At 74.6% G+C, this 13,155-nt stretch carries 12 protein-coding genes and 1 tRNA gene; 6 read left to right on the top strand and 7 right to left on the bottom strand.

The window, feature by feature from the left end:
* The first annotated feature begins 14 nt into the window (after window positions 1–14).
* The 3 genes from BJ968_RS13065 to BJ968_RS13075 all read left to right on the top strand — a co-directional run bounded on the left by BJ968_RS13065 (window position 15) and on the right by BJ968_RS13075 (window position 2,266).
* Complete coding sequence (locus BJ968_RS13065; RefSeq protein WP_179752496.1) at window positions 15–575, top strand: SbtR family transcriptional regulator; 561 nt, start codon at window positions 15–17, stop codon at window positions 573–575.
* 48 nt (window positions 576–623) lie between these two features.
* Window positions 624–1,313 (top strand): class I SAM-dependent methyltransferase, encoded by a 690-nt coding sequence (locus tag BJ968_RS13070; RefSeq protein ID WP_179752498.1) that lies wholly within the window; start codon window positions 624–626, stop codon window positions 1,311–1,313.
* Between the two features lie 80 nt (window positions 1,314–1,393).
* The gene (locus BJ968_RS13075; protein WP_179752500.1) at window positions 1,394–2,266 is read left to right on the top strand and encodes an aldo/keto reductase; all 873 of its coding nucleotides are present in this window, start codon (window positions 1,394–1,396) and stop codon (window positions 2,264–2,266) included.
* A 3-nt stretch (window positions 2,267–2,269) separates the two neighbouring features.
* On the opposite strand, the gene BJ968_RS13080 is transcribed toward BJ968_RS13075, so the two are convergent.
* From BJ968_RS13080 to BJ968_RS25705, 7 genes are all read right to left on the bottom strand, one after another.
* A complete protein-coding gene (locus tag BJ968_RS13080) occupies window positions 2,270–3,319 on the bottom strand; it encodes a TIGR03842 family LLM class F420-dependent oxidoreductase (protein ID WP_179752502.1) in 1,050 nt (349 codons plus the stop codon).
* Between the two features lie 45 nt (window positions 3,320–3,364).
* Complete coding sequence (gene hydA / locus BJ968_RS13085; protein ID WP_179752504.1) at window positions 3,365–4,774, bottom strand: dihydropyrimidinase; 1,410 nt, start codon at window positions 4,772–4,774, stop codon at window positions 3,365–3,367.
* Complete coding sequence (locus BJ968_RS13090) at window positions 4,771–5,619, bottom strand: nitrilase-related carbon-nitrogen hydrolase (RefSeq protein ID WP_179752506.1); 849 nt, start codon at window positions 5,617–5,619, stop codon at window positions 4,771–4,773. Before BJ968_RS13090 ends, hydA begins: the two co-directional genes overlap by 4 nt.
* A gap of 25 nt (window positions 5,620–5,644) precedes the next feature.
* Window positions 5,645–7,114, bottom strand: a complete 1,470-nt coding sequence (locus tag BJ968_RS13095; RefSeq protein WP_179752508.1) for an NCS1 family nucleobase:cation symporter-1 — start codon at window positions 7,112–7,114, stop codon at window positions 5,645–5,647.
* 162 nt (window positions 7,115–7,276) lie between these two features.
* Entirely contained in the window at window positions 7,277–8,182 is a 906-nt protein-coding gene (locus tag BJ968_RS13100) for a LysR substrate-binding domain-containing protein (RefSeq protein WP_179752511.1), read from the bottom strand.
* A 13-nt stretch (window positions 8,183–8,195) separates the two neighbouring features.
* Window positions 8,196–8,798 (bottom strand): response regulator, encoded by a 603-nt coding sequence (locus BJ968_RS13105; protein WP_246315349.1) that lies wholly within the window; start codon window positions 8,796–8,798, stop codon window positions 8,196–8,198.
* A gap of 113 nt (window positions 8,799–8,911) precedes the next feature.
* Entirely contained in the window at window positions 8,912–10,258 is a 1,347-nt protein-coding gene (locus BJ968_RS25705) for a histidine kinase (protein ID WP_179752513.1), read from the bottom strand.
* 134 nt (window positions 10,259–10,392) lie between these two features.
* Between BJ968_RS25705 and BJ968_RS13115 the strand changes: the two genes are divergently transcribed.
* The 3 genes from BJ968_RS13115 to BJ968_RS13125 all read left to right on the top strand — a co-directional run bounded on the left by BJ968_RS13115 (window position 10,393) and on the right by BJ968_RS13125 (window position 13,107).
* Window positions 10,393–11,283 (top strand): NAD(P)-binding domain-containing protein, encoded by an 891-nt coding sequence (locus tag BJ968_RS13115; RefSeq protein WP_218885030.1) that lies wholly within the window; start codon window positions 10,393–10,395, stop codon window positions 11,281–11,283.
* A gap of 65 nt (window positions 11,284–11,348) precedes the next feature.
* A tRNA-Glu gene (locus BJ968_RS13120) sits at window positions 11,349–11,421 on the top strand.
* 138 nt (window positions 11,422–11,559) lie between these two features.
* Window positions 11,560–13,107, top strand: coding sequence for a methyl-accepting chemotaxis protein (locus BJ968_RS13125; RefSeq protein WP_425491498.1), 1,548 nt, complete (start codon window positions 11,560–11,562; stop codon window positions 13,105–13,107).
* The last annotated feature ends 48 nt before the right edge of the window (window positions 13,108–13,155 follow it).

A 13,155-nucleotide genomic window follows, 5' to 3' on the forward strand; every position in this document is an offset into this window, starting at 1 on the left:
GGTACCCTCGGGCCGTGAGCCCCCGCCCCGACGCCGCCCGCAGCCGCACCCGCATCCTCGACGTCGCCCGCGACCTGCCGCCGGAAACCCTGCGCCTCAACGACGTCGCCCACCGGGCCGGCGTCGGGGTCGCCACCGTCTACCGGCACTTCCCGACCGTCCACGCCCTCGTCGAGGCCCTCGCCGAGGCCGACCTCACCCGCTACTCCGACCTGGCCCGGCGCGCCGGCGCCGAACCCGACCCCCTCACCGGGCTGGAGCTGCTCGTCCGCGAAGGGCTGGCCCTCCAGCTCGCCGACGGGGGGCTGCAGGCGGTGTTCCTCGCCCCGCAGGACGCCAGCGCCGCCGTCACCGCCGTCAAGGACGAGGTCCTGGCCGCGACGGCCGCGCTCGTCGCCCGGGCCGTCGCCGCGGGCGTCGTCCGCGACGACCTGACCCCGGACCGGCTGCGGCACCTCGTCTGCGGCGTGGAGCACGCCGTCCGCCTCGGCGGCGACCGTCCCGGCGACCGCGAGTTCCACCTCGGCGCGCTCCTGGCCGGGCTGCGGGCGGTGCGCGCCGACCGGCCCCGGTAGGCCGGTCGACCCTTCCACCGCCCGCGCCGCCGCTGGCACAGTGTCCCCGTGAGCGCGCCCCGCAACGGCACCGATCCCAGCTCGGCGTGGGCCGAGGTCGACGACTACCTCGCCCGGACGCTGCTGCCCGAGGACGAGACCCTCGAACTCGTCCTCGACGAGAACCAGGCGGCCGGGTTGCCCCCCATCGACGTCTCCCCCCTGCAGGGCGGGCTGCTGTCGCTGCTGGTCCGCCTCAGCGGCGCCCGGCGCGTCCTGGAGCTGGGCACCCTCGGCGGCTACAGCACCGTCCACCTGGCCCGCGCGCTGCCCCCCGGCGGGCGCGTCGTCACCCTCGAGCACGACCCCCGGCACGCCGAGGTGGCGCGGCGGAACATCGCCCGCGCCGGGTTCGGCGACGTCGTCGACGTCCGGGTCGGCGCCGCGCTCGACACCCTGCCGGTGCTGGCCGCCGAGGGCGGTGACCCCTTCGGCCTCGTCTTCGTCGACGCCGACAAGCCGAACAACCCCCGCTACCTGGAGTGGGCCCTGCGGCTGACCCGCCCCGGCAGCCTCGTCGTCGTCGACAACGTCGTGCGCGAGGGCCGCGTCGTCGACGACACCAGCTCCGACCCCGTCGTCACGGGCACCCGCGCGTTCCTCACCGCCCTGGGGGAGGACCCGCGCCTGGAGGCCACGGCCCTGCAGACCGTCGGCGCCAAGGGCTGGGACGGCTTCACCCTCGCCCTGGTCAGGTAGCCCCCGGCCCGGAGGTGTCGGCCGACCCCCGCGGGGTTAGCGTGCGAGGGCCAACGACCGCAGAACCCCGGGAGGACCCCGTGCCCGTGTCCGCCAGCGGAACCATCGACCTCGGCGGCAAGACCGTCAACCGGCTCGGTTACGGAGCCATGCGCATCACCGGCCCCGGCATCTGGGGGCCGCCGAAGGACCACGACGAGGCGGTGCGCGTGCTGCGCCGCGCCGTGGAACTGGGCGTCACGTTCATCGACACGGCCGACTCCTACGGCCCCTACGTGTCCGAGGACCTCATCCGCGAGGCCCTGCACGATGCCGGCGGGTCGGGCTCCGGCTACGGCGACGTGGTCATCGCCACCAAGGGCGGGCTGACCCGGCACGGCCCGGACGTGTGGCCGCCGCTGGGCCGCCCCGAGTACCTGCGCCAGTGCATCCTCATGTCGCTGCGCCGCCTGGGCGTGGAGCGCATCGACCTGTGGCAGCTGCACCGCATCGACGCCAAGACCCCCCGCGAGGAGCAGTTCGGGGTCATCAAGGAGTTCGTCGACGAGGGCCTCGCGCTGCAGGTCGGCCTGTCCGAGGTCGACGTCGACGACGTCAAGGAGGCCCAGGCGGCCGGCCTGACCGTCGCCTCCGTCCAGAACCGCTACAACCTCGGCGACCGCCGCGCCGAGGACCTCCTGACGTACTGCGAGGAGCAGGGCATCGCCTTCATCCCGTGGGCCCCGGTCGACGCCGGGACCCTCGCCCGTCCCGGCGGCCCGCTCGAGGAGATCGCCGCGAACCACGACGCGACGACCTCCCAGCTCGCCCTCGCCTGGCTGCTGCGCCGCTCGCCGGTCATCGTCCCCATCCCGGGGACCTCGACCGTGGCGCACCTGGAGGAGAACCTCGCCGCCGCCGACGTCGAGCTCGGCGACGACGAGTTCGCGACCCTGGAGGCCGCGGGGCGCTGACGCTCAGGGTCCGGGCACCACGGCGGCTCCCGCGTCGTCCAGGTACGGCATGACGGAGTCGGCGTAGGCCCGCATCGTCGTCTCCTTGGCGTCGTGCTGGAGGTACAGCGCGAACTGGTCCACCCCGAGCTCCTGCAGCTCCCGCAGGCGCTGCAGGTGCTCGGTGGGGGAGCCGAGGACGCAGAAGCGGTCGACGATCTCGTCGGGGACGAAGTCGGCGTGCGTGTTCCCGACCCGGCCGTGCTGGTTGTAGTCGTACCCCTGGCGGCCGGCGATGTAGTCGGTGAGGGCGGCGGGCACCCCGCCGTCCGCGCCGTAGCGCCCGACGAGGTCGGCCACGTGGTTGCCGACCATCCCGCCGAACCACCGGCACTGGGCGCGCGCGTGCTCCAGCCCGGCGTCGCCGCCGTCGGTGACGTAGGCCGGGGCCGCGACGCAGATCTTCACGGCGTCGGGGTCCCGGCCGGCGCGCTCGGCGGCCTCCTTGACCGCCTTGATGGTCCAGGCGGCGATGTCGGGGTCCGCCAGCTGCAGGATGAACCCGTCGGCCACCTCCCCGGTCAGCTGCAGCGCCTTCGGCCCGTAGGCCGCGACCCAGACCTGGGTGCGGTTCGCCTCGTTCGTCGGGCGTGCCCACGGGAAGCGGATGGTCTGCCCGTTGTGCTCGACCGCCCGGCCGTTGGCCAGTTCCCGGATGACGTGGACGGACTCGCGCAACGTCGCCAGCGTGCTGGGCTTGCCCGCCAGGGTGCGCACGGCGGAGTCGCCCCGGCCGATGCCGCAGATCGTGCGGGGCCCGTACATCTCGTTGAGCGTGGCGAAGCTGGACGCCGTGACCGTCCAGTCCCGGGTGAGGGGGTTGGTGACCATGGGACCGACGACCATGTTCCGCGTCGCCTGCAGGATCGCGGAGTAGACGACGTACGGCTCCTCCCACAGCAGGTGCGAGTCGAACGTCCAGGCGTGCGTGAAGCCCAGCGTCTCGGCCTGGCGGGCGAGTTCGACGACGCGCGCGGCGGGTGCGGTGTTCTGCAGGACGACCCCGAGGTCCACGGTGCTCTCCTTCTCGTACGGGTCCGGCGGACCGGTTCGTGCGCGTCAGCGCAGGTACTGGGACAGGCCGCGGCGCACGTAGCGGCCGTGCCCCTTCGCGCCGAGGTACGTCCCCCGGTCGACGATCGTTCGGCCGCGGGACAGGACGGTGCGGACCTGCCCCTGCAGGACCGCGCCCTCGAACGCGGAGTGGTCGAGGTTCATGTGGTGCGTCCGCGCGCTGACGGTCGTCGTGGCGCGCGGGTCGTACACCACGAGGTCGGCGTCCGAGCCCGGGGCGACGACGCCCTTCTTCGGGTACATCCCGAACATCCGCGCCGGGGTGGTGGCGCACGTCTCCACCCAGCGCTGCAGGGACAGGTTCCCGTCGACGACGCCCTGGTGGACGAGGTCCATCCGGTGCTCGACGAGACCGAGCCCGTTGGGGATCTTCGAGAAGTCCCCGAGGCCCAGGGTCTTCTGGTCGTTGAAGCAGAACGGGCAGTGGTCGGTGGAGACGACCGCGAGGTCGTCGGTGCGCAGCCCCCGCCACAGGTCCCGCGCGTGCGGTTCGTGCTTGGAGCGCAGCGGCGTCGAGCAGGCGTACTTGGCCCCCTCGAACCCCGGGGCCCCGAGGTGGTCCTCCAGCGTCAGGTAGAGGTACTGGGGGCACGTCTCGGCGAACACGTTGCGGCCCTCGTCGCGGGCGGCGGCGATGCGTTCGAGGGCCTGCGAGGCCGACACGTGCACGACGTAGAGCGGGGTGCCGCCGGCCACCTCGGCCAGGGCGATGGCCCGGTTCACGGCCTCCCCCTCCAGCGCGGCGGGCCGGGTCAGCCCGTGCCAGACGGGGTCGGTGTGCCCCGCGGCCAGGGCCTGCTGGACGAGCACGTCGATGGCGGTGCCGTTCTCGGCGTGCATCATGATCGTCGCGCCGTTGCCGGTGGCGCGCTGCATGGCCCGCAGGATCTGCCCGTCGTCGGAGTAGAACACCCCCGGGTAGGCCATGAACAGCTTGAAGCTGCTGATCCCCTCGTGCGCGACGAGGGCGTCCATGGCCTTGAGGGACGCCTCGTCGACCCCGCCGAGGATCATGTGGAAGCCGTAGTCGACGGCGCAGTTCCCCTCGGCCTTGGCGTGCCAGCGGGCGAGGGCCTCCTCGACGTCCTCCCCGGTGCGCTGCACGGCGAAGTCCACGATCGTCGTCGTCCCGCCGAAGGCCGCGGCCCGGGTGCCGGTCTCGAAGGTGTCCGAGGCCTGCGTGCCGCCGAAGGGCATCTCCATGTGGGTGTGGACGTCGACCCCGCCGGGCAGGACGTAGCACCCGGCGGCGTCGATCCGTTCGTCGACCGCGAAGAGGTCACCGGTCCCCGGGGCGAGCAGGGCGACGATCCGCTCGTCCTCGACGAGGACGTCGGTGGGGGTCGTCCCCGTGCTGGAGACGACCTCCCCGCCGTGGACCAGGACGCGGGTCACGGCGCGACCAGCGGGCCGTAGGCGTCGGGACGGCGGTCGCGGTAGAACTGCCACTCGTCGCGCGCCTCGCGGACCAGGGACAGGTCCAGGTCGCGGACGAGCAGTTCCTCGTCGGTGGAGCTGGCGCGGTCGCCGACGTAGTTGCCGCGGGGGTCCACGACGTAGCTGGTGCCGTAGAAGTCGACGGCCTGGTCGCCGTACTCGTTGTCCTCGCGGCCCACCCGGTTGGGGACGCACACGAAGTAGCCGTTCGCCGCGGCGGCGGTGGGCTGCTCCAGCTCCCACAGCCGGTTCGACAGGCCGGGCTTGGAGGCGTTGGGGTTGAAGACGATCTCGGCGCCGCCCAGGCCCAGCGCGCGCCAGCCCTCGGGGAAGTGCCGGTCGTAGCAGATGGTCACCCCGACCCGGCCGACAGCCGTCTCGAAGACGGGCCAGCCGAGGTTGCCGGGGCGGAAGTAGAACTTCTCCCAGAAGCGGTCGACGTGCGGGATGTGGTTCTTGCGGTAGGACCCCAGGACGGTCCCGTCGGCGTCGACGACCACGGCGGTGTTGTAGTACACGCCGGGCTGCTGCTCCTCGTAGATCGGCAGCACGCTGACGATGCCGAGCTCCTTGGCCAGTGCGGCGAAGCGCTGCACGACGGGGCCGTCGGCCGGTTCGGCGTAGCGGTAGTACTTCGCGTCCTGGACGATGCCGAAGTAGGGGCCGTGGAACAGCTCCTGGAAGCACAGGACCTGCGCGCCCTCGGCGGCGGCCTTGCGGGCCAGGCCCTCGTGCTTGTCGAGCATCTCGGCCTGGGAACCGGGCCAGCTGACCTGGGTGAGCGCGGCGCGGACGGTGGTCACGGGTTCTCCTCGGGGTGCGGTGGGGTCAGTCGACGGTGAGCGCGGCGGCGGGGCGGACCTTCTCCAGGAGCAGGTACAGCGCCCCGCCGGCCAGGCACCCGATGAGCCAGGAGTAGGCGGCCAGCGCGGACAGGGCCGGCAGGAACGCGACGAGGAGCGTCACGGCCCCGGAGCCCACGAGCGCGCCGACGGCGTTCGGGTTGGTCCCGCGGCGGTAGTGGTAGCGGCCGGCGGGGTCGGTGGAGTAGAGCGCGTGGACGTCGACCCGGCCGCGGCGCAGCAGGTAGTAGTCGACGACCATGATCCCGAACAGGGGGCCGATGAGGGCGCCGACGCCGCCGATGAAGTAGTTCACCGCCAGCGGGCTGGAGTACAGCTTCCACGGCATGACGAGCAGCGAGACGACGGCGGTGATGACCCCGCCGGTGCGGAAGCTGATGCGCGAGGGGGCGGTGTTGGCGAAGTCGTAGGCGGGGGAGACGAAGTTGAGGATGATGTTGATGCCGATGGCCGAGCCGGCGATGGCGACGGTCGCCACGAGCAGCAGCGTCACGCTGTCGATGTCGGCGACCAGCTCGACCGGGTCGGTGACGGCGGCGCCGTGGACGCGGGCCGAGGCCAGCGCGATGACGACCGAGACGAGCGCGAACGCGGTGCCGTTGACGAGCAGGCCCAGGGCGTTGCCGCGCCGGATCGAGCGGGCGTCGGGGGAGTTGCGCGAGAAGTCGGAGAAGTTCAGCATCGGCCCGGACAGGAACGCGACGGTGAGGAACGCCCCGGAGACGATCGCGCCGACGGTCTGCGGCCCGTCGAGGGCCGGTCCCTCCCGGTAGTTCCAGTCCAGGCTCCACCCGGCGCGGCCCAGGACCCACACGGCGAGCGCGGCGATGGCGATCCACAGCACCGGGCCGGCGACGTCGGACAGCTTGCGGACGGCCTCCATGCCGCGGTTCAGGACGGCGAGCTGGAGGGCCCACAGCACGAGGAAGCAGATCCAGCCCAGGCCGGACATCCCGAGGAACTGCGCGCGGGCCAGGCCGTCGGCGGAGGGCAGGACCTTCAGGGCCAGGGTCGTGACGGCCAGGCTCGCCAGGTAGGTCTGGATGCCGTACCAGGCGACGGCGACGACGGCGCGCAGCAGGGCCGGGACGTTGGCGCCGAAGACGCCGAAGCTGAGGCGGGCGAAGACGGGGAAGGGGACGCCGGCGCGCTGGCCGGCCACGCCCATGAGGTTGCAGCCCACGAGCAGGACGAGGAGGCCGCCGAAGACGGCGACGACGACCTGCCAGCCGGTGAGGCCGAGGACGAGCAGGCCGATGGCGAAGGTGTAGCTGCCCAGGCTGTGCCAGGCGGACATCCACCAGCAGAACAGGTCCCACGTGCGCCAGGGGGCGGCGCGGTCGCGCGGGGCGAGGTCGGCGTTGTAGAGCCGCGGGCTGTAGCCGGCCGGCAGGAGGGCCGGGGCGGCGGGTGGGGCGGATTCGGGTGCGCTCATCGGAGGCTCTGGTCCTTCCACGGGGCACCGGGGTGCCGGAGGGGTGGAGCAGGAGGTGCCCCAGTCTGGGGAGCCGCAGAACCCGTTGTCCAACAGTGGTTTTCGCGCAAAGCATCGATTCAGTCGATGTTAAACTCCTGAAACATCGCTGAAACGTCTGCGTCACACGCGCAGGGCCTCCCGGCACACCTCGGCGAAGGCCACGGCCCGCCGCGTCGGCCGCTGGTCCGGGGCCCGGGCCAGCAGCACCTGCACCGGGGGCAGCCGCTCGGCCAGCTCCAGCGCCACCACGCGCCGCCGCGTGTGCGTCTCCCCGTGCGGCAACCGCCGGTTCAGCACCGCGTACCCCTCCAGGGCCACGAACGAGCGCACCGTCTCGTACCCCGTCAGCCGGTGCCGCACCCGCGGCGTCAGCCCCGCCACGTCGAACAACCCCAGCAGGTACTCCCGCGTGTGCGGCAGGTCCAGCAGCACCAGCGGGTCCTCGGCCAGCTCCGCCAGGCTCACCGGCCCCGGTGCCCGGGCCGCCAGCCGGTGCCCCTCCCCGACGATGACGTGCGGCGCGAGCTCCTCCAGCACCTCCGTGCGCAGCCCCGAGCCCAGCCCCATGCTGTACAGCAGCGCGACCTCGCACCCGCCCGACAGCAGCGACTGCCGCACGAACTCCTGGTCGCCCTCCACGACCGCCACCTCGACCGCCGGGTACCGCTGCGTGAACTCGGCCACCAGACCGGGCAGCCGCAACGACGCGACGGGCTCGTACACCCCGACCACCAGCCGGCCCGCCGGCTCCTGCTCGTCCAGGCGCACCCGGGCCGGCAGCTGCTCGGCCGCCTCCAGCAGCGGCAGGCTCTCGCGCAGCAGCCGCAGACCGCTGTCGGTCGGCTCCACCCCGCGGCGCGGCACGCGCCGGAACAAGGTGGTGCCCATCGCCGCCTCCAGCTGCGCCACGGCCGACGACAGCGCCGACTGCGACACCCGCAGCTCCGCCGCCGCGGCCGTGACGCTGCGGCGCTGGGCCACCACGGCGAAGTAGCGCAGCTGCGTGAACGTGAAGTCCCGGGCCACGGTCGCGGCCCGCTCAGGCGTCCAGCAACCCCGCGTCGTGCGCGACGATCGCGACCTGCACGCGGTTGTGGGCCCCCAGCTTGGTCAGCAACCGCGACACGTGCGTCTTCACGGTCGCCTCGCTCATGAACAGCTCCCGGCCGATCTCGGCGTTCGACAACCCGCGGCCCACCGCGCCCAGGACCTCGCGCTCGCGGTCGGTCAGCGTGCGCAGCCGCTCGGCCGCCTCGCGGCGGCGCGGGTTCACGGCGTCGGCGGCGTAGTGGCCCACGAGGCGGCGCGTCACGGTGGGCGAGAGCATCGCCTCGCCCGCCGCGACGACCCGCACCGCCGAGACCAGCTCGCGCGGCGGGGTGTCCTTGAGCAGGAACCCCGTCGCCCCGGCCTGCAGCGCCTGGAAGACGTACTCGTCGAGGTCGAACGTCGTCAGCATCACCACGCTGGGGGCCTGCGGGCGCTCGGTGATGGCCTTGGCGGCGGTCAGCCCGTCCATGACGGGCATGCGCACGTCCATCAGCACGATGTCGGGCCGGTGCGCCGCGACGCCCTCCACGGCCTGCGCGCCGTTCTCGGCCTCCCCGACGACCTCGACGTCGTCGGCGCTGGACAGGATCATCCGCAGCCCGGCCCGCACGAGCGCGTCGTCGTCCACCAGCAGGACCCTCGTGGGCCTCGCCCGCTGCTCCTCCACGCCCGCCTCCACGCCCGCCTCCACCTGGTTCACCTGGTTCACCCCTCGTCCGGACCCGACCCCGCCGGGGTGCGGACGATCCTCGCATCCGGCGGCGTCCACGCCGCGGAGGTCCCCGCCCGCGGGCGGCCGTCGGGGGCCGGCCACGGCAGCCGGGCCCGCACCGCGAACCCCCCGCCCGGCTCCGGCCCCGAGGTCAGGGTCCCCTGGGCCAGCCCCACCCGCTCCGAGAGCCCCACGAGCCCCGACCCCGCCCCCGGCAGCCCCGCGGAGGGACCCGTCGGGCGCGCGTTGACCACCGAGACGGCCATCTCCCGGCCCACCTCGCCCGAGACGGTCACGACGGTCTGCGCGGACGGGGCGTGCTTGTGCACGTTCGTCAGCGCCTCCTGCACGATCCGGTAGACGGTGCGGCCCAGCTCGGCGGGCACGTCGGCGTGGACGGGCACGTCGGTGCGGAACTCGGCCGCCACCCCGGCCTCGCGCGTCGACTCCACGAGCCGGCGGACGTCGACGAGGGTGGGCTGCGGGGTCAGCTCGGCGGCCGTCGCCGCCGACGACAGGGCCGCGGGGACCGTGCTCGGCGCCCGCAGGACCCCCAGCACGCGGCGCAGGTCCTCCAGCGCCGTCCGGGCCGTCTCCCGGATCGTCGCCGCCGTCGCCTCGACCTGCTCGGCGCCCACGTCGGGCCGCACCTCCAGGCCCCCGGCGTGCAGCGCGACGAGCGAGATGCGGTGCGCCAGCACGTCGTGCATCTCCCGCGCGATGCGCGTCCGCTCCGCCAGCCGGGCCTGCTCGGCGCGCAGCACCTGCTCGTGCTCGGCGCGCTCGGCGCGCTCGCGCAACGACGTCACGAGGTCCCGGCGCGCGCCCACGAAGGCCCCGACGAAGACGCACAGCGCCACCCCGATGACGGCCGTGGTGACCGCCACGCCCAGGCCGTCGACCGTCGTCCGCAGCGAGGAGGTGACGACCGCCACCCCGGCCACCCCGGAGGCCAGCACCAGCAGCCGGTCCCGCCGCCGCACGGCCAGGGTCACCAGCGACAGGTACAGCGCCCCGTCGAAGCCCAGCGCGAACGCCACGACGAGGGACAGGGTGCACAGCAGCACCGGGTGGCTGCGCCGCCACCACAGGGCCAGGCAGTTGCCGGCGACGACGACCGCCGACGCCACGTCCACCACCCCCGCCCCGGCCATCCGGGACAGGTCCTCCAGGAAGGCCGGCGGCTCGCCCGAGGAGGTCTCGGGGGGCCCCACGACGACCGCGTGGAACCACGCCAGGCCCAGCAGCAGCGACAGCACGATGGCCACGACGTCCCGCACGCGCGGGGCGTGGCGCCAGCGGCTGACCCACGGGTCGGCGGGGGGGACGACTGCGCTCACCGCCTCAGGGTAGGGAGGTGGTTGAGCGTCCGTCGTCCACCGATCGTCCCTGCGGCCCTCCCGCGTCCGTCGCACCGCGTGCGCCCGTACGCTCCCGCCGTAGTCAGCCGTGCCGCCACCAGGAGGAGCCCGCCGTGACCACCGAACCCACCGAGCCCACCGGGCCCACCGGGCCGTCCGACCCGACGACCACCGCCTTCCTCGGCCTCGGCCGCATGGGCCGCGTCCTCGCCGGCCACCTCCTGGAGGCCGGGCACGACCTGCGCGTCTGGAACCGCACCCCCGGCCGCGACGCCGACCTCGTGGCCGCCGGGGCCGCGTCCGCGCCGACCGCCGCGGACGCCGTCGCCGGTGCCGGCGTCGTGGTCACCGCCCTGTTCGGGCCGGCCGCCGTGCGCGAGGTCGTCCTCGACGGGCTCGACCTGGCCGCCGGGACGCTGTGGGTCGACATCACGACGATCTCCCCGGCCGACGCCGACGAGCACGCCGCGTGGGCCGCCGCCCGCGGGGTCGACCACGTCCACGCCCCCGTCGTCGGATCCCTGGGCCCGGCCGCGGCCCGCGCGCTCGGCGTGCTCGCCGGCGGTCCCCGCGCCGAGCGGGCCGTCCCCCTCGTCTCCCTGTGGGCCGACCCCGACCGGCTGCAGGTGCTGCCCACGGCCGCGGCCGCCGCCACCGGCAAGCTCGTCGCCAACCTGGCCCTGGCCGTGTCCTTCCAGGGGCTCGTCGAGGCGGTCCGGCTGGGCAGCTCCGGCGGACTGGACCTCGAGCAGGTCCTCACCACGCTCAAGGGCACCGCCCTGGGCCCGATCGCGGCGATGAAGGGGGCGAACCTGCGCAGCGGGGAGTTCGGGGACACCCAGTTCTCCACCGACCTGCTGCTGAAGGACACCGGGCTGGTGCTCGCCACGTCGCGGTACCCGCTGCCCGCCCTGACCGTCGCGGCGCAGGCCCTGCTGGCCGCCCAGCGCGCCGGGGACGGCGACGCCGACTTCTCGGCGGTGGCCCGCGACGAACCCCGCTGACCGCGGCACCCCCCGACAGCGGGTAGACTCCTCCTGACGGTCCCGGTCACGGGGCCGATCGCTGGGGCCCCGTTGTGTAGCGGCCCAGCACGCCGCCCTCTCACGGCGGTAGCGCGGGTTCGAATCCCGTCGGGGCTACGCGCAGAAGGCCCCCGGTCACCGACCGGGGGCCTTTTCGCGTCCCCGCCCCGCTTCAGGTCCGGCCCCCGGCGGCCGACGGGAGGAGAGGTGCGGGGAACGCTCCCCGCCCGACCTTCCAACCAGGGGAGCTCACCCGTGTTCGGACGCACGAAGGCCACCGCCGCGCCGGTGCACACCGGGCCCATGCCCCGCGACGTCGAGGCCCTCGAAGCGGTGCTCACCGCCCTCGACTCCGGCATCGCCACCGAGCTCGACGCGCAGCTCGCCTGCGTCCGCGCCCTCACCGACGCCCTCGGCCTGGCCTACGGCGCCGTGTGGCTGCCCGGCCCCGACGGCCGCTTCCGCGTCGCCGCCGAGGTCGGCCCCCTCGCCCGGGCGCTCGCCGGCAGCCGCGACCTCGCCGTCGGCGCCGGGGACGGCTGCGGCGGCCAGGCCCTGACCACCCAGCGCCCCGTGCAGTGCGGCGACGGCGACCCGGCGAGCAGCAGCTGCCTCCGCTGGCGCGGCGCCCGCGAGGCCGGTGCCCGCAGCGGCGGCCAGCTGCCCGTCGTCGAGGGCGGCAAGGTCGTGGCCCTGCACGAGTACTACGGCGAGCAGGACCTGCCCTTCTTCGGCGGCCGGGCCGAGAAGTGGGCGGCCATCACCCGCGTCGCCGCGCACGCCCGCCGCCGCGCGCTGGACACCGCCGCGCTGCAGGAGACGCTCAACGAGCGCGCCGCCGTCACGGCCGTCGTGACCAGCGTGGGCCAGGCCACCAGCGCGGAGACGGCGCTGCGCCAGGCGCTGGAGACCGTCCGGGAGGCCTTCGGCTGGGCGTACGGCTCCTACTGGGCCCTCGACCCCGCCTCCGGCACCCTGCGCTTCTCCGTCGAGTCCGGCTCCGCCGGGGAGGAGTTCCGCCGCGTCACCCTGGCCGCCAGCTTCGCCGAGGGCGTCGGGCTGTCCGGCCGCGCCTGGCGCCAGCGCGACCTCGTCTTCGTCCCCGACCTCGCCGAGGTGACCGACTGCGTGCGGGCCCCCGCGGCCCAGCGCGCGGGCGTGAAGTCCGGCGTGTGCTTCCCGATCACCGCCGACGGGCAGGTCGTGGGCACCATGGACTTCTTCACCACCGAGCGCATCGAGCTGTCCGGGTCCCGCGCCGCGTCGCTGCGCAACGTCCAGCAGCTGGTCTCCCAGCGCCTGGAGGTGCTGCGCCGCGCCGACCACGACGCCGCCCGCTCGCGGGCGCTGCTGGACACCGTCTCCCGCCTGCGCGAGGCCGTGGACGACGCGGGCCGGGTCGCGGACGCCGCGGTCGGCCAGGCCTCCACGATGACCGGGGAGGTCGACGCCCTGACCCGGGCCTCGGCCGCCGTCGGGGAGGTCATCAAGATCATCTCCGGCATCGCCGACCAGACGAACCTGCTGGCCCTCAACGCCACGATCGAGGCCGCCCGCGCCGGGGAGCTCGGCCGCGGCTTCGCCGTCGTCGCCAGCGAGGTCAAGGACCTGGCCCGCGAGACCGCCGACGCCACCCAGCGCGTCGCCCAGCAGATCGCGGGCATCCAGGCCTCCAGCTCCACGGTGTCCGGCGGCATCAACGAGACCGCCGCGATCATCCGCGAGCTCGACGCCGTGCAGGCGCGGATCTCCGAGGTCATCGACGAGCAGGTCTCGATGGCGACCGCCGACGCGCACCGCTGACCCTCCCCGCGAGACCCTCCCGCGACAGGCAGCGCGGGAGGCCCCCGA

Source organism: Kineococcus aurantiacus, from assembly GCF_013409345.1.
Taxonomy (GTDB): domain Bacteria; phylum Actinomycetota; class Actinomycetes; order Actinomycetales; family Kineococcaceae; genus Kineococcus; species Kineococcus aurantiacus.

What these genes read in the sequence shown, in the direction of transcription:
- BJ968_RS13105 (WP_246315349.1), bottom strand. Translation starts at nt 8,798, where the DNA reads ATGATCCTGTCCAGCGCCGACGACGTCGAGGTCGTCGGGGAGGCCGAG.
- BJ968_RS13095 (WP_179752508.1), bottom strand. Translation starts at nt 7,114, where the DNA reads ATGAGCGCACCCGAATCCGCCCCACCCGCCGCCCCGGCCCTCCTGCCG.